The organism is Saccharopolyspora sp. NFXS83 (assembly GCF_026241095.1).
Classification (GTDB): domain Bacteria; phylum Actinomycetota; class Actinomycetes; order Mycobacteriales; family Pseudonocardiaceae; genus Saccharopolyspora_C.
In genome coordinates this window covers 73,653-98,230 of the sequence record NZ_JAPFGB010000006.1, presented here as the reverse complement: position 1 = coordinate 98,230, position 24,578 = coordinate 73,653, and the positions used below count along the sequence as shown (strand labels likewise).

Below are 24,578 nucleotides of genomic sequence, written 5' to 3'. Positions count from 1 at the left end.
CACTCGATCGAGCGAAGTGCGGTCGGGTTGATCACAGTCGATTTCGCGCTACTGGAGGATCTTGCAGGAGGCCGGGAAGGATTACTCTGTGTCCAAGGTTGGAAACGCAGAGCGATCGATCGCGAGTCGCCCGCGTTTCCGGGGGAACCGAGTTCACTGGGGTGCTCATGTCGATCGACGGAGGGGCGGTGAACGGCCGCCGAGGCCGGAGGCTGCCCCGGAACAACCTGGTCACCGCGGAGGAGATAGCTGACCGGCCGGACCCGCCGGTCCCGCGCGGCGAGCAGGTGGCGCGAGAACGGCCGACTCGCACCGGCCGCATCCCGCTGCGGCTGGCCGACCGCTACTTCCTCGCCGCCCACGCCGGAGCGGAACGGCTCACCGCGCGGGTCGATCCGGCGCTGGTGGCGTTGGGCTGCGCGGGCGGATTGCTGGCGGAACTGCTGCTGGAGGACGAGATCGGGGTCGAGCCGACGGTGCGCCCCGCGGGCAAGGGGATGCCGCCGGACTTCCTGTCCTGGTCGGTGCTGCGCGAGATCCGCAACGAACCGGATCACGCCGTGCGCACCTGGATCCGCTACCTCGCGCGCACCGCGACGGAGAAGGTGCGCGCCCGGCTCACCATCACCGACGTGGTGCGGGAGGTCCCGGTCTCCGGCCGGTGGCGCGGCGGATCGGCGGTCGCCTGGCGAACCGGGGCGCTGGACCACCGCACCCCGGTGGAGGACCTGGTGGACCTGTTCGCGCACGCCGAATCGGCGGCCACCCGCTCCGGGATGATCACCGTCCCGGAGGCGAAGGCGGAGGTGGCGCTGGCGCTGCTGGCCACCGGCACCGGTGTCACCGGGCGGCTGGGGTTGTCCCGGCCGGTCCTGCGGCAGGCCGAGCGGCGCTCCGAGCACTGGCTGCAGCGGCTGCCCGGCGGGCTGCGCACGGTCGTGGCCGAGGTGGCCGCGGCCCGCGAGCAGTGGGCGATGACCCCGCGCCGGTGAGCACCGTCCGCAGAACCCGCACAACGAGGGGAAGAAAGAACGTGTCGTCGCCCAAGACCTCCAGGCCAGTGGAGGTCGCGCACCGAACCGGCCCGGTGTCGAACTCGCTCGCCGCCTCCCGCCTCGGGACGTGGTCGATCATCTTCTTCACCGTCGCCGCAGCGGCACCCGAGACGGTGGTGGGCGGGGGAGCGGTCAGCGGGTTCGCGGTCTCCGGCATCACCGGCATCCCGGTGGGTTACCTGGCGATCGCCCTGGTGCTCGGCCTATTCGCCGTCGGCTACGTGACGATGGCCCGGCACGTGGAGAACGCGGGTGCCTTCTACGCCTACATCGCCAAAGGGCTCGGCCGGATCCCCGGTACCGCCGCGGGCGGGGTGGCGGTGCTCGCCTACACCATGGTCCAGATCAGCCTCGTCGGCGGATTCGGGGTGGGGGCGGCGGACTTCCTGCGCCAGGTGGGCGGCCCGGACCTGCCGTGGTGGGTGTTCGCCGGGGTCGGGCTGATCCTGGTCGGGCTGCTGGGACTGCTGCGCATCGACGTCAACGGGCGGGTGCTGGGCGTCCTGCTGATCGCCGAGATCGCCGTGATCCTGTTCTACGACCTCGCGTTCCTCACCGACCCGGCCGAACCAGGAGTCTCGCTGACGACGCTGAACCCGGCGCAGCTGGGCACCGGTGCGGCCGGGGTGATCCTGGTGATCGCGTTCACCGGATTCATCGGCTTCGAGAACTCCACCGTGCTGGCCGAGGAAGCGCGCGATCCCCGCACGGTCAGCCGCGCGACCTACCTGTCGCTGGTCGTCATCGGCGGGCTCTACGGGTTCTCGACCTGGGCGATGACCGTCGCCACCGGGCCGGAGCACATCGTGGCGCAGGCCGAGGAGCACTCCACGGAGCTGCTGTTCGTGCTCGCGGCGGACCGGTTGCCCGCCGGACTGGTGACGACCGGATCCGCGCTGTACGTGACGAGCCTGTTCGCGGGCATGCTCTCGTTCCACCACGTGTGCGCGCGCTACTTCTTCGCGCTCGGCCGCGAAGGCATCGGGCCGCGCGGGCTGGCCGCCACCAGCAGTCGCACTTCGGCGCCGGTCGCCGGTTCGGTGACCCAGTCCGTGCTCACGGTGCTGGTCGTCGGGCTGTTCGCGATGACGGGCTGGGACCCGGTGACCTACTTGTTCTTCTGGGGCGCCTCGGGAGGCGCGCTGGGCGTGCTGCTGCTGGTCACGGCGACTTCGCTGGCAGTCGTCGGCTACTTCCTGCGGGTACCCGCGCCGGGGCACGGGATCTGGCGGACGCTGCTGGCGCCGAGCTTGGCCGCACTGGTGCTCGGCGGCGTCCTGCACCTGACGATCCGCTCGTTCGGCACCGTGCTGGGGGTGCCGCCCGGTGATCCGGCGGCCTGGATGCTGCCGGGCGCCTACCTGGCGGTGGTGCTGGCCGGACTCGGCTGGGGTGCGGTGCTGCGGTCCCGGTACCCGGATTCCTACGCGCGCATCGGAATGGGCGCGCGATCGATCACCATCCCCCGTTCGGAGGAGCGCATCGATGCCGGCTGAAACCGACGTGCGGGTCAGGACGCTGGTCAGCGCGTTCGTCGACGACGCGGTGTCCTGCTGGCTGGTGCCGGACGCGGACGCGCGCGAGCAGGTCTACCTCGACTGGTTCGGACTGGTCGTCGAGCACGCCGACCGCGTCGGCGCGGTGAAGGCCGGCGAGTCCGTCGTGGAGGTGTGGTTGCGCGGCACCGAGGGGGAGCCGCCGCGGATGCTCGACGACGCGGGCGAACGGCGGATGGCCGAGGTGGCGGGACCGTTCCTCGACCGGGTCGGCGTGCTCGGCGAGCTCACCGGCGCCCGGCACCCGGTGGGAGCGCACTGGTACCTGTCGCTGATCGGGGTGGCGCCGCACCACCAGCGCACCGGAGTCGGCACGGCGGCGCTCGCGGCCAGCCTGCGGGAGTACGACCGTGCCGGGCTGCCGACGTACCTGGAGGCGAGCAGCCTCGCGAGCCGTGCGCTGTATGCGCGGCTCGGTTTCACGGACCTGGGGGGCCCGATCGAGCTCCCCGGCGGTCCGGACCTGTACCCGATGTGGCGCGCGGTGGGCGGTCGAGGAGGTGAGCGGCGGTAGGGGCTCAGTTCTGGGATTCGGCTCCGACGTACTCGAAGTCCCAGGTGTCCGTGGTGTGCGAGCCGGACCGTTCGTAGATCAGCAGCGGTGGCGGCCCGGCCGCGCAGCGCGGCGGGGTCTGCGGCCGGACGGGCACGGTGATGCGCGGAACGGGGTGACCGGTGTGGTCGGCGGGGACGCTGACCTCGCGGCCGTCCTCGGGCCCGCCGCGCAACCGGGCGCGGACTTGATCCACTGACGTGACTCCCTTCACCGAGCGGCAACCGGTTCTGACTCCGCCCCGTTCCACCCGGTTCCCGGCCTCACCGGATCGAGTGATCACCGGAGCGGCGGGGCGCGGGCCGTGCCGGGCGTTCCGCTGTCGCGATGCGTTGCGCGGAGCGCAAGACCAGCCTTGATCCGTGTTCGCCGATGTGGTCACCGAGCGTACTACCGCCGAGGTTGCCGGACGGTTTCGATCCGGTGGCGGGCGGTCGCCGCACGAGCGCGACAGGTGCCGGATTTTCGCGCTGTGATCCTGAAAAAGCTGGTGCCGTCCGGAGCGCCGGAGTTCGACGCCGAGGGTGTGCCGAAACCCGCGCCGCCGCGGAGCGTGAACCGGGCGTCAGGTGTAGAGGGGAGCCAGCAGCGCCGCGGTCTCGACGAGTCGCGCGGAGTGGCCCAGCAGGGCTTCTTTCGGCGTCTGGAAGGTGATCGTCGAAATGCTCACGCCTCCGACGGGCCGCCCGTCGCGATCCAGCAGCGGCGCGGCCATGCAGCGGATCGTCCGCTCGTTCTCCTCGTCGTCGAGGGCGTAGCCGTTAGCGCGGACTTGCGCGAGTTCCTGTTCCAGGGCCGCCGGGTCGGTGAGCGTGCGCTCGGTGGGCGCGGGCAGGCCCCGCAGCAGTCCCGCGCGCTCCTCGCCGGGCAGGTGCGCCAGGATCGCCTTGCCGATCGCCGTGCAGTGCAACGGCAGCACGCCGCCGATCCGGGAGGCCATCCGGTACGGGCCTTCGCTGTCGACCTTGCGCACGTAGATCGCGTGGTCACCGCTGCGCAGCGCGACGTGCACCGTCTGGTCGACCTCGGACTGGAAGCGCCGCAGCACGGTGTCCCCGCCGGTGTCCTCGCTCGAGGCGATGGTGGCCGACAGCGCGTAGGTGCGGGGTCCGAGTCCGTAGGCGCCGTCGCCGTCGCCGACGACGTATCCGGCACCGGTGAGGCCGCCGAGGATGCGGTGGGTGCTCGGCTTGGCGATGCCGGTCGCGGCGGAGATCTCCCCGAGGCGGTGCGGGCCGCCGGGCCGGGCCACCGCTTCGAGCACGCGCAGGGTCCGCAGCGCGCTGCCTTCGCTGGCGCCGGAGGTCATGGTGCACCGCCTTCGGATGTGGAGGGGTGGGGCGTTGATTTTCCGGTGATCGTCCCCTTACGCTACCGTTCACTAAATCAGAACGTCATTCCGCATATCGGAACGCCCTTGGATCGGGCGCTCGCCGAGAGCGGAGGCGGGTCGGCTCGAGGAGGAGCTATGGCCGTGCGATCCGAGGCCGCGGACGGGTCGGCCCGTCCGAAGGGGCGCGCGAACAACCTGCGCTGGGGCATGGCCCTGCTGTGCTTCGTCGGCCTGTCGGTCAACTACATCGACCGCTCCGCGCTGAGCGTGGCGCTGCCCTCGATGAACCACGACCTCGGTTTCGACCCGAGCGTGCAAGGCTTGATCCTCGGCACGTTCTTCCTGGCCTACGCCGGTTTCCAGCTGCCCGCCGGGGTCCTGATCGACCGGATCGGCGCGAAGCGCTCGTTCGCGCTGGGCGCGCTGGTGTGGGGCGTGGCGACGATGCTGACCGGTCTGGTCACCGGGCTGCTCGCGCTGCTGGTGTTCCGGTTCCTGCTGGGCATCGGCGAGTCCACCGGCTACCCCGGTTCGGCGAAGGTCGTCTCCCGCTGGTTCCCGCGCCAGGAGCGAGCGTTCGCCAACAGCATCTGGGACAACGGGGCGCGGGCGGGCACCGCGATCGCGCTGCCGGTCGTCACCGCGATCATCGCGTGGGAGGGCTGGCGGGCCGCGTTCCTCGTGGTCGGCGTGCTGGCGCTGCTGTGGGCGGTGTGGTGGTGGCGGGCCTACCACGAGCCGGAGGACCACCCGCGGGTCACCGAGGAAGAGCTCGCCTACATCAGGGCGGGCGGTGCCCGTGAGGAGTCCACTTCGGACGGCGAGCGGAAGGTCCGCTGGCGGGACCTGTTCCGCTACCGCACGGTGTGGGCGATGATGCTGGGCTTCTTCTGCCTGAACTACATCATCTTCTTCTTCATCACCTGGTTCCCCAGCTACCTGGTGCAGGCGCGGGGATTCGACCTGCTGGAGCTGGGCACCGTCGGCGCCATCCCCGGCGTGGTGGCCATCGGCGGCAGCCTGCTCGGCGGCTGGGTGTCGGATTCCCTGGTGCGGCGCGGCTGGAGCCTCACCAAGGCGCGCAAGACCTGCCTCATCCCCGGCATGCTGCTGAGCTCGGTGATCGCGCTGGCGGTCGTGGTGCCGAACGCGGCGATGGCCGTGGTGCTGCTGTCCGTCTCGTACGCGAGCCTCGCGTTCAGCGCCGCCTCGGTGGCCTCGCTGCCCGCCGACGTCGCGCCGCAACCCGGCCAGGTCTCCTCGCTGGCGGGCATCCAGAACTGCGCGTCGAACATCGCCGGGTTCATCGGCCCGATCGTCACCGGCGTGTTGCAGACCGCCACCGGCGGATCCTTCGTGGCCCCGCTGGTGCTGTCCGGGGCGCTGGGCCTGATCGGCGCGTTCTCCTACGGCGTGCTCATCCGCAAGGTCGAACCGCTGCCGGTTCGGGTGACGTCCGAGTGATCTGCGCAGCAGGTGGGGCGGCGGGGCGCCGTCCGGAACACCCGGAGGACTCGTTGTGGTGCAACGGAACTCGAGAAAGGATCATCCGGTGAGCGAACGAGCGGCCGTCCTGCACGGGGTGCGCGACCTGCGCGTCGAAGAGGTCGAAGCGGAACCGCTGCGGCCGGGGGCCGTGCGGGTCGCCGTGCGCGCGACCGGCCTGTGCGGCAGCGACCTGCACTACTACGCCGAGGGCCGCAACGGGCCGAACGTGCTGCGCAGCCCGACCGTGCTCGGGCACGAGGCGTCCGGAGTGGTCACCGAACTCGGCGACGGCGCCGACCCGGACCTGCTCGGCAGGACCGTCGCCGTCGAACCAGCCCGGCCGTGCCGCCGCTGCCCGACCTGCGCGGCCGGTCGGTACAACCTGTGCCCGTCGGGCCGCTGCTTCGGCTCGCCGCCGGTGCACGGCACCCTCCGCAGCACCTTGGTCGTGGACGCGGAACTGGTGCACCCGGTGCCCGCCGAGGTCGACCCGGCGGTGTCCGCGCTGGTCGAGCCGCTGGCGGTGGCGTGCTGGGCGGTGCGCCGCGCCGACGTGCTGAGCGGATCATCGGTGCTGGTCACCGGCGCAGGACCGATCGGCCAGCTGGCCGTGGCGGCGGCGCGGGCGGCGGGCGCGGCGCGCATCGTGCTCACCGACGTGGACGCGCGGCGGCTGGCGACGGCCGCCGGCGCCGGAGCCGACGAAGTCCTCGACACCACCGCGGAGCAGCCCGAAGCGGGGAGCTTCGACCGGCAGCTGGAGTGCTCCGGGGCGCCGGAGGCGGTGAACCTGGGGGCGCTGGTGCCCGGCGGAGCCGTGGCGCTCGTCGGCATTCCCGCCGCCCGTCCCGCCGCACCCGACCTGCTGGCGGCGGCGCAGCGCTGGGAGATCGACGTGCGAGGGTGCTTCCGCTACGGCCCCGGGGCGTTCCGGACCGCCGTGTCCCTGCTGCGCTCGGGACGCGTCGACCTGGCCCGGATGGTGACCAGCCGGTTCCCGCTGGAGCAGGCCGACCGGGCGCTCGGCACCGCGCTGACCGAACGAGACCACTTGAAGATCGCCGTCCTGTCCGAGGAGTCCGCATGAGGATCACCGCCGCCGAAGTCATCGTGACCTGCCCCGGTCGCAACTACGTCACCCTGAAGATCACCACCGCGGACGGGGTGACGGGGCTCGGCGACGCCACGCTCAACGGCCGCGAGCTCGCGGTGGCGTCGTACCTGCGCGACCACGTGTGCCCGCTGCTGATCGGCCGGGACTCGGCGCACATCAACGACATCTGGCAGTACCTGTACCGCGGGGCGTACTGGCGCCGCGGCCCGGTCACGATGACCGCGATCGCCGCCGTGGACTGCGCGCTGTGGGACATCCTCGGTAAGGAGGCGGGACTGCCGGTGCACCGCCTGCTCGGCGGCGCCGCCCGCGACGGGGTGCTGATCTACGGCCACGCCAGCGGGCAGAGCGTGGACGAGCTGCTCGACGACGTGGCCGCCTACCGCGAGCAGGGCTACCGGGCGATCCGCGTGCAGGCCGCGATCCCAGGGCTGGAGAGCACCTACGGGCTGCACCACCCGGGCACCGGGGCGACCTACGAACCGGCCGACGCCGCGATGCCCTCGGACAACGTCTGGCACACCCCGGCCTACCTCGAATTCGCGCCGGAGCTGATGCGGGCGGTCCGCGAGAGGTTCGGCTACGACTTCCACCTGCTGCACGACGTGCACCACCGGCTGACCCCGCTGGAGGCGGCGCAGCTGGGCAAGTCGCTGGAGCCCTACCGGATGTTCTGGATCGAGGACCCCACCCCGGCGGAGGACCAGGAGGCCTTCCGCACGATCCGGCAGCACACCACCACGCCCGTCGCGGTGGGCGAGGTGTTCAACTCCATCTGGGACTGCCGGCACCTGATCACCGAGCGGCTGATCGACTACATCCGCACCTCCGTGTCGCACACCGGCGGCATCACCCACCTGCGCAAGGTGTTCGACCTCGCGGCGCTGCACGGGGTGCGGACCGGTTCGCACGGTGCGGGCGATCTCTCGCCGATCTCGTTCGCCTCGGCGCTGCACCTGGACATCACGGTGCCGAACTTCGGGATCCAGGAGTACATGGGCCACCTGGAACCGGCGAGCGAGGTGTTCAAGACGAACTACGCGTTCCACGACGGGTACATGCACCCGGGGGATGCGCCGGGCCTCGGCGTGGAGATCGACGAGGAGGCCGCCGCCCGCTACCCGTACGAACCGAAGTACCTGCCGGTGAACCGCCTGCGCGACGGCTCGATGCACGACTGGTGAGCACGCGTTGCCGCAGCGGGAGAATCGCGTGGACCGCCCCGGAGTCCGCCGGGGCGCAGTACGACAGGGAGGGCCGGGCGTGATCCGGGTATTGGCGATCGGCGAGTGCATGATCGAGCTCACCCACCGGGGCGGGGACGCGTTGTCCCTGGGCTGCGCGGGCGACACGTTCAACACCGCGACCTACCTGTCCAGGGTCACCGCGCCGGATCGGTTGCGGGTGGACTACGCGACGCTGCTCGGCGACGACCACTACAGCGACCGGATCCTGGCGGCGATGCGCGCGGAAGGACTCGGCACCGACCGGATCCGCCGCGTGCCCGCCGCCCAGCCCGGCCTCTACCTGGTGCGCACCGATGAGCACGGGGAGCGGTCGTTCACCTACTACCGCTCGCAGTCGGCGGCGCGCGGCCTGTTCGACGAGGACTCCGGTGCGGAACCGGAGTTCGGCGACTACGACGTGGTGTACCTGTCGGCGATCAGCCTGCAGATCCTCACGCCTCGCGCCCGCAAGCGGTTGCGCGCCGCGCTGGTGCGGTTCCGCGACGGCGGTGGCCGGGTGGCGTTCGACAGCAACTACCGCCCGGCGGGCTGGCGGGATGCGGCGGAGGCCGCCGAGCACGTGCGGCAGCTGTGGGAGCTGACTTCGATCGCACTGCCCACCTTCTCCGATGAGCAGGCGCTGTTCGCCGACGCCGACCCCGAATCCACTGTGGAGCGATTGCGCGCCGCGGGCGTGTCCGACGTGGCGGTGAAGGACGGTGCGAGTGGCTGCGTGGTGCTCGACGGCACCAGGACCGTGCGGCTGCCGGCGGTGCCGGTGGAGACCGTCGTGGACTCCACCGCGGCCGGGGACGCGTTCGACGCGGCGTACCTGGCGGGAAGGCTCGCAGGTGCGGCCCCGGTCGAGGCCGCGCGGCGGGCGCAGGAGCTGGCGGCGACGGTGATCCGGCATCCGGGCGCCATCGTCGCCGACTCGGTGCTGCCCAGGCGCGCATGAAGCCGATCCGCCCGCGCGACGTGTGGCGCGAGTCGTCCGGAGTGGGCCCGTTCGTCCGAAGTGGCGGTCCGGCGTGATTTTCTCGGCCCAGGGACGGAATCGGGGTCGCCGGTCCCTGCGCTGACGGGTGAGGGCCGGTGTACGAAGAACCATGAGCATCACACGTTCGGCCGCACTGCGCTTCCACGCGGATGCCGTGCGCGCGGAGACGCACGTCAACCTGTCCGCGGTGCGCACCGACGGCAGGCACCTGTGGATCGGCGGCGACGAGACCTCCACGGTCGAACGGTTCACGCGCACCGGCGCCCGGCCGGTGGAGTACGCCGAACACGCCTCGTTCAACCTGACCGAGGTGCTGGAACTGCCCGGCGCGGCCGACGACGAGATCGACATCGAGGGCTTGGCGCGAAGCGGACCGTTCCTGTGGGCGGTCGGTTCGCACAGCGCGAAGCGCAAGAAGCCCAAGGCGCACCACTCGGATGCGAAGGCCGCCAAGCGCCTGGCGACCGTGTCGGCGGAGCCGAGCCGCCGGGTCCTCGCCCGGGTCGCGCTGTCCGCCGACGGCGTCCCGGTGCGCCGCGGCCCGCTCGGCGAGCGCAGCGCCGCGCTCGGCGAACCGGGACTGCGGGAACTGCTCGCCGACGATCCGCACCTGAGCCCGTTCCTCGCGATTCCCGGCAAGGACAACGGGTTCGACGTCGAGGGCATCGCCGCGCACGGTGACCCCGGCGCGGAGCGGGTCTTCCTCGGCCTGCGCGGGCCGGTGCTGCGCGGCTGGGCCGTGGTGCTGCGGCTCGCCCCGCGCGAGGACGACGGGGAGCTGGTGCTGCGCAAGGTCGACGGTCCCCACCGTTACGCCAAGCACTTCCTCGACCTCGACGGCCTCGGGGTGCGCGACCTGTGCCCGGACGGCGACGACCTGCTGGTGCTGGCCGGGCCGTCGATGGCCCTGGACGGCCCGGTGCGCCTGTACCGCTGGCCCGGCGCGGCCCGCCTCGACGCCCCCGGCGTGGTGCGCGGCGAAGAGCTGGTCCGCGAAGCCGACCTGCCCTTCGGCGAGGGCGACGACCACGCCGAAGGCGTCGCCGTCCTCCCCGACGGCGACGTCCTCGTCGTCTACGACAGCCCCGCCCCGTCCCGCCTCCCGGAGCCCGGAACCGTACTGGCGGACGTCCTGAGACTGGACTGAGCCGCGGACCCGTCGAGCAGCCGGCCCGAAAGGCCCCGTCCTCAGAACCAGGAGCCCGCGAGGAGCTTCAGGGAGCGGAGGCGGTCGGCCGGGTCGTGGCAGTAGGTGACGGTGATGAGCTCGTCCGCTCCGGTGCGGTCGACCAGCGCCTCCAGTTCGCGCACCGCGGTGTCCGGGGAGCCGATCGCGTTGATGCTCAGCATCGAGTCCGCGAAGCGGCGTTCGTGCTCGCCGCCGACTTCCTCGGGCTCCGTCGGCGGCTGCAGGCCGCGGCGGTTGCCGCTGCGCACGTCGAGGAACATGCGCTGCGCGGTGGTCCACAGCCGCACGGCCTCCTCGTCGGTGGGGGCGACGACGACGTTGACGCCGACCATCACGCGAGGTTCGGTGAGCTGGGCGGTGGGGGCGTCGGTGGAGAACGACGAGCGGTAGACCTCGAGGATCTCGTCGAGGCCGGCGGGGGCGAAGTGCGAGGCCACCGCGAACGGCAGGCCCAGCTGCCCGGCGATGGACGCGCCGTTCACCGTCGACCCGAGCACCCACAGCGGCACGTGCGTACCGGTGGCGGGCCCCGCCGTGACCGGGGCGCTGTGCGCGCGGCCCTCGTCGCCGAACCAGCCGGTGAGGTCGTAGAGGGAGTTCGCGAAGCTCTGCGCGTCCGAACCGGACCGGTTCAGCAGCTGCGCGGTGAGCTGATCGGTGCCGGGGGCGCGGCCCAGGCCGAGGTCGATGCGGCCGGGGTGCAGCTGGGCGAGGGTGCCGAAGGACTCCGCGACCTGCAGCGGCGCGTGGTTGGGCAGCATGATGCCGCCGGAGCCGACGCGGATCCGCTCGGTGCGGCCCGCGGCCTGGGCGATGAGCAGGGCGGTCGCGGTGGCGCCGAGGTGCTGCGTGTTGTGGTGCTCGGCGTACCAGACCCGCGAGTAGCCGAGCTCGTCGGCGAGTTCGGCCGCCGCCATGGACGAGGCGATGGCGTCGGCCATCGTGGAACCATCGCTGACGGACACGAGGTCGAGGACGTTGAGCGGGACGTGCGGTGTGGTCACGAAGCCCCTCCGGGCGGGTCGGTGTCGAGGAATTCGTCGGCGATGGCCTGGTTGTAGCGGGTGATCACGTCGGACAGCACCCGCAGGTCCTGCTCGCTCCAGCCGGTGAGCATGGCCTCGGTGCACGTGCGGCGGCGGGCGTGCACGGCGTCGACGGCGTCGACGCCGGGGCCGGTGACGTGCACGATCGACCGGCGCCGATCGGCGCCGCCGGGAGCGCGGGTGACGTACCCGGCCCGCTGCGCGGCCAGCACTTGCCTGCCGGTGGTCGACGGATCGAGTCCGAGCGCGGCGGCGAGGCAGGTGATGTCCGACGGCCCGCGCGCGATCAGGGTGCGCAGCAGCAGGTATCCGGCGCGGTCCACCTCTTGGTAGAGGTCGCCGCGGCGGCACAGCATCTCCAGGTTCCGCACCAGCACCGCGGTCTGGAACTCGATCACGTCGAGCGGGTCGCACCCGTCGCGGGAAACCCGGTCGCCGCGGGTAGCGGGCGGCTCGGCCAAGACGTCCTCCCGTCGCTCCGGTCGCGCTGATACCGGTATCGTACCGGCATCTCGGCGGAGGCCGGACCGAGCAGGGTCGAAACGAGCGCGTGAGAGCGGTCGCCCCGGCGTCCTCAGCGCAGGGTCAGCGCGCGGCCGACGCCGAGCGGGGCGCCACGCGCAGGTCCGCGCGGATCGCCTCGGCGGTCTCCAGCAGCGCGGGGAGCAGGTTCTCCCGCGCCTGCTCACCGGTGGTGCGGCTGGCGTGCGAGGAGATGTTCGCCGCCGCCACCACCTGGTCCGAGCGGTCCCGGATCGGTGCCGCGATGGAGCGCAGCCCGGCTTCCAGCTCCTGGTCGACCAGCGCCCAGCCCTGCTCCCGGATGCGGGCCAGCTCGGCGCGCAGCTCCTCGGGGCTGCCGACGGTGTGCGGGCCGAGCGGGTCGAGCCGCACCCCCGTCAGGAACTCGTCGAGCCGATCGGCGGGCAGGTGCGCCAGCAGCACCCGTCCCATCGAGGTGGCGTAGGCGGGGAACCGGGTGCCGATGTTGATCGAGACCGTCATGATGCGGCTGGTGGGCACGCGGGCGATGTAGACGATGTCCTCACCGTCGAACACCGAGACCGACGCCGACTCGTGCACGCGCGAGACCAGCCGCTCCAGGTGCGGCTGCGCGATCTCCGGCAGCGACACGCTCGACAGGTACGCGAAGCCGAGCTCCAGCACGCGCGGGGTCAGCGCGAACACCCGGCCGTCGGTCCACACGTAACCGAGCTGCAGCAGGGTGTGCAGGAAGCGGCGGGCCGCGGCGCGGGACAGGTCGGTGGCGCGGGCGACGTCGCTGAGCGTCATCTCCGGGCGGGACTCGTCGAAGGCGCGGATCACCGCGAGGCCGCGCGCCAGCGACTGCACGTAGCCGCTCGATTCCGAAGCCGGTTCCATCGCTCTCCTCGCTCATCCGGTGTGGCCGGACGCCGCCGTCCCGCCACCACCGTTCCATACCGGACGGACCGCCCGTTACCCGTCCCCACCGCCGCCGCGCGCTGACCGGCGCCGATCCGGCGGCCGAGCCCGACGACCCCGCGGTCACGTCCGCACTGGCTCAACCGCCGGACCCCTCCGCCGCCAGCACGTCGCGGGCGAGGGCGAAGGCGCGGTTCGCCTTCGGCACCCCGGCGTAGATCGCCACGTGCATGAGGACCTCGCGGATCTCCGCCTGGGACACGCCGTTGCGGCGGGCGGCGCGCACGTGCATCGCGAACTCCTCCTCGCAGCCGGTCGCCGCGAGGATCGCCAGCGTCAGGCAGCTGCGGGTCGGGCGCGGCACGCCGTCGCCGGTCCACAACTCGCCCCACGCGTAGCGGGTGATGAAGTCCTGGAACCCCGCGGTGAACTCCGTCGTGTTCGCCACCGCGCGGTCCACGTGCGCGTCGCCGAGCACGTCCCGGCGCACCGCCATGCCCCGCTCGTGCCGGGTGGTGTCGTCGGTCATCTGGGAAGTCCTTTCAGGACGGCCCGCGTCGTGGGCCGGGTGGCGGAACCTCGGCGGCTCTGCCGCAGACGAGGCGCAGATCAGAGGTCATCGTGCGAGGACTCGTGCAGGCTCCTCGTGAAGTGGTGCAGCAGCAGGCGGTTCACGGTCTCGGCGCGTTCGACGTTGGCCAGGTGGGAGGCGCCGGGCAGGATCTCCACCCGCGCGCCCGGGACCGCGGCGCCGATGCGCTCCGCGTGCGGCGGGGGAGTGGCCGGGTCGTCGCGACCGGCGATGACCAGCGTCGGGGCGGTGATCCGCGGGAGCCCGTCGACCAGGTCGAGCTCCGCGATGGCCTCCGCGCAGCTGGCGTACCCCTCGTCGTCGCAGGCCGCGAGCGCGGCGCCGAACCGGGCCACGACGTCCGGTTCGGCCGCCAGCGCGGGCGTGAACCAGCGGCCGAGCGATCCGTCCACCATGGACGCCGTGCCGTCCCGCCGGGCCTGCGCGGCGCGGTCGCGCCACGCCTGGCGCGGGGTGAGCTCGGCGGACGTGCAGATCAGCGCGAGCCGGTCCAGGCGTTGCGGGGCGTGCTCGGCCAGCCACATCCCGGTCATGCCGCCCAGCGACACCCCGGCGAAGTGCGCCCGCTCCACGTCGAGGTGGTCGAGCAGTTCCAGGACGTCGCCGCCGAGATCGGCCAAGTCGTAGGGGCCGGGCGTGGCGGGGGTGCGGCCGTGGCCGCGCTGGTCGTAGCGCAGCACCCGGAAGCGCTCCGACAGCGCGGGCAGCTGCGCGTCCCAGAGGCCGAGGTCGGTGCCGAGCGAGTTCGACAGCACGACCACCTCGGCGCCTTCGGGGCCGGCGAGTTCGTAGTGCGGGGTCATTGCGGATTCCCTCCCGATTCGTGCCGCGCCAGCGCGCGATCGATGAACGCGCCCGCCGAGCCCAGGTGGTCGCCGGGCTCGGTCGCCTGAACGATCTCCGCCTCGGACAGCGCGGCGCGCACCCGGTCGTCGCCGAGCAGCGCCGCGCGCAGCGTGCCCCCGCGGTCGGCGACCTGCGCGCACAGTTCCTTCACCAGCCGTTGCGCCTCGGCGCGGCCCAGTTCCCGGCGCAGCGCCGAGGACGCGCTCTCGGCCATCACCAGACCCGCCGTGATGTCCACATTGGACGCCATGCGTGCGGTGTTCACCCGCAGCCCGGCCAGCAGCCGCTCCGTTCCCGCGGCGGCTGCCGCGACCAGCCGCAGCAATTCCGCCAACGGCTCCCACTCCGCCTGCCACGACCCGGCGGCCCGCTCGTGCGCCTGCGGCATCGCCGCGAGCAACGTGGACACCAGGCCCGGCACCCGGTGCACCGCCGCCGAGATCAGCACCGACCCGGCCGGGTTCTGCTTGTGCGGCATCGCCGACGATCCGCCGGAGCTGCCCTCGCCCAGCTCGCCCACCTCGGTCTGCGCGTGCAGCTCCACGTCCAGCGCGATCTTGCCGAGCGCGCCCGCGACCGCGCCCAGCGCGCCCGCCAGCTCACCGATGCGGGTGCGGTCGGTGTGCCACGGCAGCACCGGCTCGGCGAGGCCGAGCTCCCCGGCGAGGTGCCCGAGCACCGCAACGCCCTGATCGCCGAGCGACCCCAACGTCCCCGCCGGGCCGCCGAACTGCACCGCGAGCCGCTCCGCCACGACCCGGTCCAGCGCGGCGGTGGCCTCGGTGAGCGCGGTCAGCCACCCGGCGCACCGGCGCCCGAACGTCGTCGGCAGCGCCTGCTGCAGCAACGACCGCCCGATCATCACCGTGCCGCGGTGGTCCTCGGCCAGCCGCGCGCACCGGTCCGCCGCGCCGCGCAGATCACCCAGCACCCCGCGCAGCGTGCGGCGCACGACCAGCATCGCGGCAGTGTCCAGCACGTCCTGGCTGGTCGCCCCGAGGTGCACGTGGGGGCGTGCGGCGGGGTCGAGCAGTTCCGCGAGGTCGCCGACCAGCGCGATCACCGGCGTCGCCGAGGCGACCGCGCGCCGTGCGATCGAGTCCAGGTCGAACTCCTCGGCCCGGCAGTGCGCCTCGATCTCGTGGGCCGCGGACTCCGGGATCACCCCGGCGCGAGCTTGCGCCCGCGCCAGGGCCGCTTCGAAGTCGAGCATCGCCTGCACCCACGCCGCGCTGCCGGTGCGCCGCTGGGCGTCCGGGGTGCTGAACATCGGGGTGAACACGTCGGCCTCAGAGCTCGAAGAAGACGGTCTCGGCGTCGCCCTGCAACCGGATGTCGAAGCGCACCCCGTCCGGTTCCGCCACCGCCACCAGCGTGCCCCGGCGCTGCGGACTCACCTCGGACAGCACCGGGTCGGCGTCGTTGGCGGCGGCCTCGTCGGGGAAGTACGCGCGAGTGACCAGGCGGTTGAGCATGCCGCGGGCCAGCACCGTCACGTTCAGGTGCGGCGCCTCGGTGCGCCCGTCCGGCGTCGGCAGCGGACCTGGTTTGACGGTGCGGAACCAGAACCCGCCCTCGGGATCGGTGCCGCAGCGCCCGAAACCCTGGAACGAGGCCGATTCCCCGCGCGGATCCGCGGGGTGCGAGAACCGCCCGCGCTCGTCGGCGTGCCAGATCTCGATCACGGCGTCGGGCACCGGATCGCCGTTGCCGTCGAGCACCGTGCCGCGCACCGCCAACGCCCCCGGCGTGCCCGCCGCGACGACCTCCGGGCCGTCCGGCCACAGCAGACCGTCGGGCAGCGCGTAGAAGGGGCCGACCGTCTGCGACGGCGTGGTGACCTCAGCGGAATCGGCCATCAGTCGTCGTCCTCCTCGTCGTCCTCGAACGGGGTGGCCGCGCTCCCGCGCAGCACGATGTCGAACTTGTAGCTCATCGCCCACTCCGGCACCGTGCTCTCCAGGTCGAACCGGCTGATCATGCGCTCGCGGGCCCGCGGATCGCGCACCGAGTTGAAGATCGGGTCCTGGTGGAACAGCGGATCGCCGGGGAAGTACATCTGGGTGATCAGCCGCTGCGTGAACGCCTGCCCGAACAGCGAGAAGTGCAGGTGCGCCGGTCGCCACGCGTTGTCGTGGTTGCGCCACGGGTAGGCGCCGGGCTTGATGGTGACGAACCGGTACTCGCCCCGCTCGTCGCTCATGGCCCGCCCGACACCGGTGAAGTTCGGGTCCAGCGGAGCCGGGTGCCGGTCCCCGGCGTGCCGGTAGCGGCCCGCCGAGTTCGCCTGCCACAGCTCGATCAGCGTGTCCGGCACGGGCCTGCCGTCCGAATCGAGCACCCGGCCGCTGACGACGATCCGCTCGCCGAGCGGCTCCCCGTCGTGGCCGGCGGTCAGGTCGTGGTCGCCGTCACCGACCCGGTCGTGGCCGAGCAGCGGGCCGGTGACCTCGGTGAGGTACTGGGGCAGCAGCTGCAGCGGCTGCTTCGGGTACCGGAACGCAGACGAGCGGTACTCGGGCGTGTCCAGCGCCGGGTGCGAGGCGTCGTCGCGCCGGTAGCGGGGCAGCAGCAGGCCGGACTGCTGCGGGGTGGTCTCGGCGGTCATCGTCGACTCCTCCTTCACGCGTGCAGGACCACGGCCAGGCCCTGCCCGACGCCGATGCAGATGGCGGCCAGGCCCCAGCCGCCACCGGCGCGGCGCAGCTGGTGGGCCAGCGACCCCAGGATGCGCGCTCCCGACGCTCCCAGCGGGTGACCGACGGCGATGGCACCGCCCTGGACGTTGACGATCTCGGGATCCAGCTCCGGCCACTCGGCGAGGCAGGCCAGTGACTGCGCGGCGAACGCCTCGTTGAGCTCCACTGCCGTCAGGTCGCCCCAGCCGATGCCCGCGCGGCGCAGCGCGGTGTTCGCCGCCTGCACCGGCCCGATGCCGAACACGTCCGGATCGACCCCGGCGACACCGCGGCCGGCGATGCGCGCCAGCGGGGCCGCACCGAGCTCACCGGCGACGGACTCCGACCCGATGAGCAACGCGGCGGCCCCGTCGTTGAGCGGCGACGAGTTGCCCGCGGTGACCGTGCCGTCCGCGCGGAACGCGGGCTTGAGCTTCGCCAGCGCCTCGACGGAGCTGTCCGGCCGCACGCCCTCGTCGCGGGTGAGCTCGGTGCCCGGGACGGCCGCGACCTCGCCGTCGAACAGCCCCGCGTCCCACGCGGCGGCGGCGCGCCGGTGGCTGCGCACCGCGAACTCGTCCTGCTGCTCGCGGGTGAGCCCGTAGCGGTCGGCGAGCAGTTCCGCGGAGGCGCCCAGCGCGATCGTCCACCGCTCGGGCATCTCCGGGTTGGTCATCCGCCAGCCCAGCGTCGTCGAGTGCAACGTCTCGTGGCCGCGCGGGAAACCGCCCTCCGGCTTCTGCAGCACCCACGGCGCGCGGCTCATCGACTCGACGCCACCGGCGATGGCCAGCTCCTGGTCCCCGGTCTCCACGGCCCGGCTCGCGCCGATCACCGCCTCCAGCCCGGAGCCGCACAGGCGGTTGACGGTGGCGCCCGCGACGCTCGTGGGCAGCCCCGCCAGCAGCGCCGCCATCCGCGCGACGTCGCGGTTGTCCTCGCCGGCGCCGTTGGCGTTGCCGAACGCGACGTCCTCCACGCGCGCCGGGTCCAGGCCGGGCGTGCGCTCCACGAGGGTGCGCACCACGTGCGCGGCGAGGTCGTCCGGGCGCACCGCCGCGAGGCCCTTGCCGTAGCGGCCGACGGGGGTGCGCACCGAATCGAGGACGTAAGCGGCCTCGGTCATGCCTGATCTCCTTCGATCGTCGCCTTCAACTCGCGCAGCACCCGCAGCTCGGTCTCGCTCGGAGCCTGCTGCACCGTCGGGTCGGCGACCACCTGGAGGTCCCAGCCGGTGGCGGCGCGCACCTGCTCGACGTCCGCGCCGGGGCTGAGGTGGGTCAGCGTCAGTTCGCAGGTCTCGGGGTCCGGTTCCATGATGCCCAGATCGGTGATCACCTTCACGGGTCCGCGCCCGCGCAGGCCCAGCCGTTCCCGGTCGCCCTTGCCGGTGCCGTAGCCGACGGAGCTGATGAAGTCGACGGACTCCACGAAGCTGCGGGTGCTCTGGCGCATCACCACCAGCACCTCGCGGCACGACGCGGCGATCTCCGGAGCGCCGCCAGCGCCGGGCAGCCGCACCTTCGGGGCCGCGTAGTCCCCGCCGATGATCGTCGAGTTGATGTTGCCGAACTTGTCGATCTGCGCACCGCCGAGGAATCCGAAGTCGATGCGTCCGGGCTGCAGCCAGTAGTTGAAGATCTCCGGCACGCTCACCACCGAGTCGGCGGTGTCGGCGAGAGCGCCGTCGCCGATGGACAGCGGCAGCCGGTCGGGCTTGGCTCCGAGCGTGCCCGATTCGTAGATCAGCACCAGCTCGGGCGCGTGGGTGCGCCTTGCGAGGTTCGCGGCGGTGCTGGGCAGGCCGATGCCGACGAAGCAGGCGGAACCGTTGGTGAGCGAGCGCGCGGCGGCGACGCTCATCATCTCGTCGGCGGTGAACGTCTCGGTCATCGTGCGCTCCTGTCCGCCAGTCCTTCGCGGCTCAACCAGGACTCGAACTCCGCGCGGTCCCGCGAGATCGCGTCCCAGCGCTGGTAGTGGGCGTTGTCGCGTTCCGAATAGCCCTGCGCGTACGAGGGGTGCGCGCCGCCCGGGACCTCGGCGACCGCGGTGACGGCCCATGTCGGCAGCACGACCGCTCCGGGGCGCGGGGTGAGCTCGTCGACGATCTCCTCGACGGTCACCAACGACCGCTTCGAGGCGAGCACCGTCTCCTTCTGCACGCCGGTGATGCCCCACATCTGCACGTTGCCCTCGCGGTCGGCCTGCTGGGCGTGCACGACGCCGACGTCCGGGTTCAGCGCGGGCACCGCGGCCAGCACCTCGCCGGTGAACGGGCAGGTGACGGTTTTGATGGAGTCGGTCTGCGCGGGCAGGTCGGTGCCGGTGTAGCCGCGCAGGATCGCGAACGGCAGCCCGGAGGCACCGGCGGCGTAGCGGTTGGCCATGCCCGCGTGGCTGTGCTCCTCGATCTCCAGCGGTCGCGGCCAGGAGTGCTGCACCGCGTCGCGGAACCGGTGCAGCGACCCCACACCGGGGTTGCCGCCCCAGGAGAAGACCAGCTTCCGAGCGCATCCGGCGCCGATGAGCTGGTCGTACACGATGTCCGGCGTCATCCGGCACAACGTGAGGTCCCGCTTGCCCTGCCGGATGATCTCGTGCCCGGCCGCGACCGGGATGAGGTGGGTGAAGCCCTCGAGCGCGATCGCGTCGCCGTCGGCGACCAGTTCCGCGATCGCCTCGCTCAGGGTCAGGATGCGTGCCACCGATCCGCTCCGATCGTGCGCATAGTGAACATGTGTGCTGAAAGCGAACGTAGTGCTGCGGGAGCACGCCGGTCAAGCGCCCGCCGCTGCGACGGAAGTGGAGTGAACGGACCGTTCGTCCAATCGACTTGGTCGAACGGTCCGTTCACTCGTTCCCGCCGACGTGTCTGCGCGGAGGCTTCGGGTGAACGGACCGTTCGTCTCGTCTCGTGGGTCGAACGGTCCGTTCACTCCGGTCGCACGGGTGGGTGCGGCGGCGCGAGCGGGCGGACCCGGGCGGAGGTTTCCCTCGCGGGTGGTCGGAGGTCGCTGCGGTGGTGGACGAGTGCGGTGTGCTGTCCGGCAGGGCTTTCGCCGCGGGACGGAGGCGTCGGCCCGCACCGCGTCCGGGGATCAGACACGACCAGGAGGAACCGATGTCCGCTTCCGCGTACCAGGCGCATCCGCCGAACTGGCCGGAGAAGGAGCCCTACGGCACCGCGGACGTCCGCGAGGACCTGTGGCCGAGGGGTGACAACTCCCGCGTGCTCGAACTCGAACTGAGCCCGAGGGACGAGGAGCTCGGTAGGACCTGGATCCGGGACACCTACGTCAACTGCTTCGTCGTCGACGGAACGCCGGTCTACGTCGCCACCGGCACCACGCGCCCCGCCGGTCGCCCCGGCCCGGCGCCGTGGAACGACGGCATCTTCGTGTGGATCGCCGACTCGCTGGACGGGCCGTGGAGGCTGGTGGACACGACCGGCATCCGGCCCGGAGCGGACAAGGGCAAGGTGTGGTCACCGGAGTTCGCGGGTGAGAACGGGCCCGGACGCACCGTCGTCGCCCCGTGGCAGGAGTACTGGCGAGACGAGGAGGGCAAGCGCGGCAACGTGTGGGCGCCGGAGGTGCACTACTTCCGCGGCAGCTGGTACGTCGTCGCGTGCACGGGTGACCACTCCCGCAAGGTCGGCACGTTCCTACTCAAGAGCGAAGGCGGTGTCGAGGGACCGTACCGGGTCGCCGAGGGCAACCTGGACAAGCCGTTCGGCGACTTGGTGGGCGACGCGCCGCCCGGGGTCGACCCGGAGGTCTACTTCCACATCGACGGCGGCCTCTACGCCGAAGGCGACAACGCGTGGCTGGTGCTGCACAACGACCTGCACGCGCGATTCCAGGACGACATGGAGGACATCGTCGAGAAGACGGACCTCCCGGAGTTCCAGCAGACCCGGTACTCGGAGGAGCCGTACCTCGAAGGCGCTCACGTGCTCAAGCACGAGGGGAAGTACTACCTCGTGCACGCCGCCTGGAGCCGGGAGTCCGGCCGCGACCGGTACGCCTACGCGCTGAAGGGGAAGCAGTACCAGTACGACGCGATCATCGCCGTGTCGGACGCGTTCGAAGGGCCGTACTCGAAGCGCTGGACCGCCGGTGTCGGCGCCGGTCACAACAACCTCTTCGTGGACGCCGACGGCGGGTTGTGGGCGACGTTCTTCCGGAACCCGGCCGCCGGCTACTGGGCCGATCACCCGCGGATCGAGGACTCCGCGGTGCCGGGCGTGGTGCGGATGGAGTGGACCGGCCCGGAACGCGACCGCATCTACGTCCAGCGCCGGAAGTGAGCCCGCGCGACCGGCTGTCGACCACGTGCTCTGCGAACGGACTGCTCGCCGCCGCGGAACCGGATCCCTCCGCGGCGGATGGTCACGACGGTCCGGCCGAACGGAAGTCCGCTGGGCGCACCAGCTCTGGGCCGACGTTCCCGCTCCTCACCGGGACGGCGGGAGCAGGTTCTGCGCGATGGCGCCGATCGCCTCCAGGGCCGCGGCGGTCACCGGGTGGTCCCGGCCGCCGAGCCGGGTGGCGGCGAGGATGCGGCGGGCGGGGGCCGGCTCGCCGTGCAGCGGGACGCGGACCACCGGCCAATCGGCGTGCAGCCGGGCGAGCCGGGGGACCAGGATGATCCCGAATCCATGGGCGACCAGCGCCGTTCCGGTGTCCCACTCGTCGGCGTGGTGGGCGATGTTCGGGCTGAAGCCCGCCGTCATGCAGGCGGTGCGCACCAGGTGGTGGTAGGTCGTGCCGGGGCTGCCGACGATCCAGGGCTCGTCGGCGGCTTCGGCGAGCGTGGTGGTCGCCCTGCTCGCCAGCCGGTGATCGCTGGGAACCACCAGGTCCAGCGGGTCGTCGAGCAGCGGGTACTGCTCGAAGCGGTGGTCGGACATGGGCGGAGTGGCCGCGGTGTTGATCACCAGCGCCAGGTCGGCGTCTCCGGCGAGCAGCAGGTCGAAGCAACGGGCCGGTTCCGCTTCGACCATCCGGACGCGCACTCGGGGGAAGCGCTCCCGCAACTCCGCGGCGGTCCCGGGCAGCAGGCGGGTCGCGGCGGTGGAGAAGCCGCACAGCGTGAAGGAGCCGGCCGGCTCGTCCACGGCGGTGGCGAGCTCGGCGTAAGCGCGTTCCGCCTGCGCGTGCAGTGCTTCCGCGTGGTCCAGCACCGTCCGGGCCGCGGCGGTGAGGCGGATTCCGCGACCGGCCTGGGTCACCAGTTCGACGCCGAGCTCCTCGGAGAGCTGGCGCAGCTGGTACGAGACCGTCGAGGGAGTGTAGTGCAGCGCCGTCGCCGCGGCGGTGACCGTGCCGTGGTGCGCGACCAGCTGCAGCACCTTGAGCTTGGGATCGATCATTCGACCATTTTGCACGGTCGGGTCGAGAAACGTTTGATTCTCTTCACCGGTCATGGACCGCAGGCTGTCGGTGTGCTGCCCACGAAGCGATCACCCGCGCCCGACGTCCGAACCGTTGCCGAGCCGGAGCGCGCGGCACGCGCGAGTGCGGTGCGCACGGGGATCTACCTGCTGGTCGTGCTCACCGCCGGGGCGTACCTGCCGAGCCCGCTGTACCCGGACTACCAGCGGGCCTTCGAGATCAGCGATCTGGCCATGACGTTGCTCTACGCCACGTTCGCGCTGGTCAGCGCACCCGTGCTGCTGCTGTTCGGGTCGGCTTCGGACGTGCTGGGAGCTCGGTCGGTGCTGCGGGCCGGGACGCTCTCGGCCGCTGTCGGCTCGCTGTGCTTCGCGTTCGCCGGGGACGCCGCGTGGCTGGTGGCGGGTCGCGCCGCGCAGGGCCTCGCGCTCGGGGCCGCGACGGCGGCGGCCACCGCGTTGATCAGCGACAACGCCCGCGGTTCGAGCAGGAGCAGGGCGACGGCCCTGGCGAGCACCGCGTTCCTGCTCGGCACGGCCGCCGGGCCGGTCGCCGCCGGGGTGCTGGCCCAGTACCTGTGGGCGCCCGGCTGCACCCCGTACCTGCTGCACCTGCTGCTGCTGTGGTTCGGCTGGCGCCGCGTCTCGGCGCTCCGGGCGCGCATCGGGACTTCGCGCCGCCTGCGTCCGCAGCGACCGCGCATTCCGCGCGGCGTGCGGTGGTCCTTCGCGGCGGCGGCGATGACCGGGTTCCTCGCCTGGGCCGTGGTCGGGCTCTTCCTGGCGGTCGTCCCGGCGCTGCTGGACCGGGCGGCTCAAGTCGACACGGCGACCACCGGGTTCGTCCTGGGCGCCGTGCTGGTCTGCTCCGCGTCGGTCCAACCCCTGGTGGTCCGCGTCGGCGTCCGGTCCGCGCAACTGGCCGGGCTCGCCGGGCTGTTCACGAGCCTCGTCCTGCTGGCCTCGACCGGCGGCGGCTCCATCCCGATCACGTTGTGCGCGGCGGTCGTCGCCGGTGCCGGGCACGGACTGGCCTACGGCGGTGCCGCGGCGGCCGTCGAGGACATCGCGCCGCGCACCGAGCGAGGTGCCGTCGTCGGCGCGCTCTACCTGGCCTTCTACCTCGGTGCGGGAGGTCCGGCGATCGCCGTCGGGCTGGTCGCCCTCGGAAGTCCCCTGGAGACCGCGATGTCCTGGGTGACGGCGGTGGCCGGTGCGCTGGTGCCGGTGGCCGCGGTGGCGGTGGTGTTCGCGCGCGTCCCCCGGGGTGGGCCGGACCCGGAGGCGCCGTCGCACGGTCGTTCCTGCGCGCGGGGACGGCGAGGACTCCTCAGAGGTAACCGCTGTCCGGGAGGCCCTCGTGGGGGAGCCCGAGCACCGCGATGGCCGCGTTCGCGGCGGCCGAGGCCTGCTGGTGACCGGTCTCGCCCCAGTTGAGCAGGTCGCCGGCCTTGCCGGGGTGCACCAGCAGCCGGAGGTAGGTGCGGCCGTTGTCGGGGTCCGGTTCCGGCGGGTGCACGCGGCTGATCTCGGCGACCATCCGCACCTGCGCGTACGGCGCGAAACCGTCGTCGACGCACTGGTAGCCGAGGTAGTGCGGTTCGGCGATGTCCAGCGTGACCTCTTCGTAGGTCTCCCGCCGCAGGATGTCCACGTAGGCGGACTCGCCCGGTTCCGGACGACCGCCGGGCAGCGAGTGCTTGCCGCTGTCCACTCGGATCAGCACCCGTCCGTCCGGTGCGAACAGGAAGCCGTACACCTGGCGGACGGGTAGGCCCTTCGGGACGGCGCGGGTGTGCCAGGTGAACTTGGCCATGGCTGGATCCCCTTCCCTGCGTGTCCCGGCGAGCGTCCGCCGATGATCGAACCGATCACGTTACCGGGCGCGGGGCGGCGCGTCGCGCTTCGCCGCGCGGAGATCTCCACGACCGCCCGATCCGGTCGGTCGACCATCCATTGTGGATCGAACGGCGGAAGTGTCCGATGAGTGGAACCGCCCCGCTGCGCTGTTGACACCATTCCGGTGCTCTGGTCGGATGAAATCGTGTTCATCGCGACCAGGCTGACCAGAAGGCGCCACGTGGATTTCGCCCGCGTCGG

Annotated in this window: 25 protein-coding genes; 10 read left to right on the top strand and 15 right to left on the bottom strand. The window is 72.5% G+C overall.

Annotated elements, in window-relative coordinates; all coding sequences use genetic code 11:
- Nucleotides 1-167 precede the first annotated feature (167 nt).
- Genes OOZ19_RS08660 through OOZ19_RS08650 form a run of 3 tightly spaced genes read left to right on the top strand, consistent with a single transcriptional unit; the run spans nt 168 to nt 3,125 of the window.
- Entirely contained in the window at nt 168-992 is an 825-nt protein-coding gene (locus OOZ19_RS08660) for a GPP34 family phosphoprotein (protein WP_266089513.1), read from the top strand.
- A gap of 41 nt (nt 993-1,033) precedes the next feature.
- Entirely contained in the window at nt 1,034-2,551 is a 1,518-nt protein-coding gene (locus OOZ19_RS08655; RefSeq protein ID WP_266089512.1) for an APC family permease, read from the top strand.
- Complete coding sequence (locus OOZ19_RS08650) at nt 2,541-3,125, top strand: GNAT family N-acetyltransferase (RefSeq protein WP_266089511.1); 585 nt, start codon at nt 2,541-2,543, stop codon at nt 3,123-3,125. The genes OOZ19_RS08655 and OOZ19_RS08650 overlap by 11 nt, the downstream gene beginning before the upstream one ends.
- Nucleotides 3,126-3,129: 4 nt before the next feature.
- Here the strand turns inward: OOZ19_RS08650 and OOZ19_RS08645 are convergent, their stop codons facing one another.
- Nucleotides 3,130-3,360, bottom strand: coding sequence for a DUF8847 domain-containing protein (locus OOZ19_RS08645; RefSeq protein ID WP_266089510.1), 231 nt, complete (start codon nt 3,358-3,360; stop codon nt 3,130-3,132).
- Nucleotides 3,361-3,729: 369 nt separating this feature from the next.
- Entirely contained in the window at nt 3,730-4,473 is a 744-nt protein-coding gene (locus OOZ19_RS08640; RefSeq protein WP_266089509.1) for an IclR family transcriptional regulator, read from the bottom strand.
- Between the two features lie 159 nt (nt 4,474-4,632).
- On the opposite strand from OOZ19_RS08640, the gene OOZ19_RS08635 reads away from it, so the two are divergent.
- The 5 genes from OOZ19_RS08635 (at nt 4,633) to OOZ19_RS08615 (ending at nt 10,472) form a co-directional block, all read left to right on the top strand.
- The gene (locus OOZ19_RS08635) at nt 4,633-5,961 is read left to right on the top strand and encodes an MFS transporter (RefSeq protein ID WP_266089508.1); all 1,329 of its coding nucleotides are present in this window, start codon (nt 4,633-4,635) and stop codon (nt 5,959-5,961) included.
- Between the two features lie 88 nt (nt 5,962-6,049).
- On the top strand, nt 6,050-7,072 hold the full coding sequence (locus OOZ19_RS08630) for an alcohol dehydrogenase catalytic domain-containing protein (RefSeq protein ID WP_266089507.1): 1,023 nt from the start codon (nt 6,050-6,052) through the stop codon (nt 7,070-7,072).
- Nucleotides 7,069-8,283, top strand: a complete 1,215-nt coding sequence (manD, locus tag OOZ19_RS08625; protein ID WP_266089506.1) for a D-mannonate dehydratase ManD — start codon at nt 7,069-7,071, stop codon at nt 8,281-8,283. Before OOZ19_RS08630 ends, manD begins: the two co-directional genes overlap by 4 nt.
- A 79-nt stretch (nt 8,284-8,362) precedes the next feature.
- Nucleotides 8,363-9,283 carry a sugar kinase gene (locus OOZ19_RS08620; protein WP_266089505.1) on the top strand — a complete coding sequence of 307 codons (921 nt, stop codon included), beginning with the start codon at nt 8,363-8,365 and terminating at the stop codon, nt 9,281-9,283.
- Nucleotides 9,284-9,434: 151 nt separating this feature from the next.
- Nucleotides 9,435-10,472: a DUF3616 domain-containing protein gene (locus tag OOZ19_RS08615; protein ID WP_266089504.1), complete on the top strand. Its 1,038-nt coding sequence runs from the start codon at nt 9,435-9,437 to the stop codon at nt 10,470-10,472.
- Between the two features lie 41 nt (nt 10,473-10,513).
- Here the strand turns inward: OOZ19_RS08615 and OOZ19_RS08610 are convergent, their stop codons facing one another.
- The 11 genes from OOZ19_RS08610 to OOZ19_RS08560 all read right to left on the bottom strand — a co-directional run bounded on the left by OOZ19_RS08610 (nt 10,514) and on the right by OOZ19_RS08560 (nt 19,788).
- Nucleotides 10,514-11,518 carry an LLM class flavin-dependent oxidoreductase gene (locus OOZ19_RS08610; RefSeq protein ID WP_266089503.1) on the bottom strand — a complete coding sequence of 335 codons (1,005 nt, stop codon included), beginning with the start codon at nt 11,516-11,518 and terminating at the stop codon, nt 10,514-10,516.
- Nucleotides 11,515-12,021 carry a MarR family winged helix-turn-helix transcriptional regulator gene (locus OOZ19_RS08605; RefSeq protein ID WP_266089502.1) on the bottom strand — a complete coding sequence of 169 codons (507 nt, stop codon included), beginning with the start codon at nt 12,019-12,021 and terminating at the stop codon, nt 11,515-11,517. Before OOZ19_RS08605 ends, OOZ19_RS08610 begins: the two co-directional genes overlap by 4 nt.
- Nucleotides 12,022-12,145: 124 nt before the next feature.
- Nucleotides 12,146-12,943: an IclR family transcriptional regulator gene (locus tag OOZ19_RS08600; RefSeq protein ID WP_266089501.1), complete on the bottom strand. Its 798-nt coding sequence runs from the start codon at nt 12,941-12,943 to the stop codon at nt 12,146-12,148.
- A 160-nt stretch (nt 12,944-13,103) separates the two neighbouring features.
- Entirely contained in the window at nt 13,104-13,493 is a 390-nt protein-coding gene (gene pcaC, locus OOZ19_RS08595) for a 4-carboxymuconolactone decarboxylase (protein ID WP_266089500.1), read from the bottom strand.
- Between the two features lie 80 nt (nt 13,494-13,573).
- The gene (gene pcaD, locus OOZ19_RS08590) at nt 13,574-14,359 is read right to left on the bottom strand and encodes a 3-oxoadipate enol-lactonase (RefSeq protein ID WP_266089499.1); all 786 of its coding nucleotides are present in this window, start codon (nt 14,357-14,359) and stop codon (nt 13,574-13,576) included.
- A complete protein-coding gene (gene pcaB / locus OOZ19_RS08585; protein ID WP_266089498.1) occupies nt 14,356-15,672 on the bottom strand; it encodes a 3-carboxy-cis,cis-muconate cycloisomerase in 1,317 nt (438 codons plus the stop codon). The genes pcaD and pcaB overlap by 4 nt, the downstream gene beginning before the upstream one ends.
- Before the next feature lie 19 nt (nt 15,673-15,691).
- Nucleotides 15,692-16,261, bottom strand: a complete 570-nt coding sequence (gene pcaG, locus OOZ19_RS08580; RefSeq protein WP_266089497.1) for a protocatechuate 3,4-dioxygenase subunit alpha — start codon at nt 16,259-16,261, stop codon at nt 15,692-15,694.
- Nucleotides 16,261-17,010, bottom strand: a complete 750-nt coding sequence (gene pcaH / locus OOZ19_RS08575) for a protocatechuate 3,4-dioxygenase subunit beta (protein WP_266089496.1) — start codon at nt 17,008-17,010, stop codon at nt 16,261-16,263. Before pcaH ends, pcaG begins: the two co-directional genes overlap by 1 nt.
- A gap of 14 nt (nt 17,011-17,024) precedes the next feature.
- Nucleotides 17,025-18,206: a thiolase family protein gene (locus tag OOZ19_RS08570; protein ID WP_266089495.1), complete on the bottom strand. Its 1,182-nt coding sequence runs from the start codon at nt 18,204-18,206 to the stop codon at nt 17,025-17,027.
- Nucleotides 18,203-18,973, bottom strand: coding sequence for a CoA-transferase subunit beta (locus OOZ19_RS08565; RefSeq protein ID WP_266089494.1), 771 nt, complete (start codon nt 18,971-18,973; stop codon nt 18,203-18,205). Before OOZ19_RS08565 ends, OOZ19_RS08570 begins: the two co-directional genes overlap by 4 nt.
- Complete coding sequence (locus tag OOZ19_RS08560; RefSeq protein ID WP_266089493.1) at nt 18,970-19,788, bottom strand: CoA transferase subunit A; 819 nt, start codon at nt 19,786-19,788, stop codon at nt 18,970-18,972. The genes OOZ19_RS08565 and OOZ19_RS08560 overlap by 4 nt, the downstream gene beginning before the upstream one ends.
- Before the next feature lie 416 nt (nt 19,789-20,204).
- Here OOZ19_RS08560 and OOZ19_RS08555 point away from each other — a divergent pair, with 416 nt between their 5' ends.
- The gene (locus tag OOZ19_RS08555; RefSeq protein ID WP_266089492.1) at nt 20,205-21,392 is read left to right on the top strand and encodes a family 43 glycosylhydrolase; all 1,188 of its coding nucleotides are present in this window, start codon (nt 20,205-20,207) and stop codon (nt 21,390-21,392) included.
- Between the two features lie 147 nt (nt 21,393-21,539).
- Here OOZ19_RS08555 and OOZ19_RS08550 read toward each other — a convergent pair whose 3' ends face one another.
- On the bottom strand, nt 21,540-22,457 hold the full coding sequence (locus OOZ19_RS08550; protein ID WP_266089491.1) for a LysR family transcriptional regulator: 918 nt from the start codon (nt 22,455-22,457) through the stop codon (nt 21,540-21,542).
- Between the two features lie 150 nt (nt 22,458-22,607).
- Between OOZ19_RS08550 and OOZ19_RS08545 the strand changes: the two genes are divergently transcribed.
- Nucleotides 22,608-23,915, top strand: coding sequence for an MFS transporter (locus OOZ19_RS08545; RefSeq protein ID WP_266089490.1), 1,308 nt, complete (start codon nt 22,608-22,610; stop codon nt 23,913-23,915).
- Here the strand turns inward: OOZ19_RS08545 and OOZ19_RS08540 are convergent.
- Complete coding sequence (locus OOZ19_RS08540) at nt 23,809-24,294, bottom strand: NUDIX hydrolase (protein ID WP_266089489.1); 486 nt, start codon at nt 24,292-24,294, stop codon at nt 23,809-23,811. The two genes, OOZ19_RS08545 and OOZ19_RS08540, sit on opposite strands and share 107 nt — an antisense overlap.
- Nucleotides 24,295-24,578: the final 284 nt, after the last annotated feature.

Bases quoted from the DNA above. Each gene is read 5' to 3' on its own strand.
- pcaH (WP_266089496.1), bottom strand. From the start codon at position 17,010: ATGACCGCCGAGACCACCCCGCAGCAGTCCGGCCTGCTGCTGCCCCGC.
- OOZ19_RS08550 (WP_266089491.1), bottom strand. From the start codon at position 22,457: ATGATCGATCCCAAGCTCAAGGTGCTGCAGCTGGTCGCGCACCACGGC.
- pcaD (WP_266089499.1), bottom strand. From the start codon at position 14,359: ATGACCCCGCACTACGAACTCGCCGGCCCCGAAGGCGCCGAGGTGGTC.
- OOZ19_RS08650 (WP_266089511.1), top strand. From the start codon at position 2,541: ATGCCGGCTGAAACCGACGTGCGGGTCAGGACGCTGGTCAGCGCGTTC.
- pcaG (WP_266089497.1), bottom strand. From the start codon at position 16,261: ATGGCCGATTCCGCTGAGGTCACCACGCCGTCGCAGACGGTCGGCCCC.
- OOZ19_RS08555 (WP_266089492.1), top strand. From the start codon at position 20,205: ATGTCCGCTTCCGCGTACCAGGCGCATCCGCCGAACTGGCCGGAGAAG.
- OOZ19_RS08565 (WP_266089494.1), bottom strand. From the start codon at position 18,973: ATGACCGAGACGTTCACCGCCGACGAGATGATGAGCGTCGCCGCCGCG.
- OOZ19_RS08600 (WP_266089501.1), bottom strand. From the start codon at position 12,943: ATGGAACCGGCTTCGGAATCGAGCGGCTACGTGCAGTCGCTGGCGCGC.
- pcaB (WP_266089498.1), bottom strand. From the start codon at position 15,672: ATGTTCAGCACCCCGGACGCCCAGCGGCGCACCGGCAGCGCGGCGTGG.
- pcaC (WP_266089500.1), bottom strand. From the start codon at position 13,493: ATGACCGACGACACCACCCGGCACGAGCGGGGCATGGCGGTGCGCCGG.
- OOZ19_RS08640 (WP_266089509.1), bottom strand. From the start codon at position 4,473: ATGACCTCCGGCGCCAGCGAAGGCAGCGCGCTGCGGACCCTGCGCGTG.
- manD (WP_266089506.1), top strand. From the start codon at position 7,069: ATGAGGATCACCGCCGCCGAAGTCATCGTGACCTGCCCCGGTCGCAAC.
- OOZ19_RS08540 (WP_266089489.1), bottom strand. From the start codon at position 24,294: ATGGCCAAGTTCACCTGGCACACCCGCGCCGTCCCGAAGGGCCTACCC.
- OOZ19_RS08615 (WP_266089504.1), top strand. From the start codon at position 9,435: ATGAGCATCACACGTTCGGCCGCACTGCGCTTCCACGCGGATGCCGTG.
- OOZ19_RS08635 (WP_266089508.1), top strand. From the start codon at position 4,633: ATGGCCGTGCGATCCGAGGCCGCGGACGGGTCGGCCCGTCCGAAGGGG.
- OOZ19_RS08570 (WP_266089495.1), bottom strand. From the start codon at position 18,206: ATGACCGAGGCCGCTTACGTCCTCGATTCGGTGCGCACCCCCGTCGGC.
- OOZ19_RS08660 (WP_266089513.1), top strand. From the start codon at position 168: ATGTCGATCGACGGAGGGGCGGTGAACGGCCGCCGAGGCCGGAGGCTG.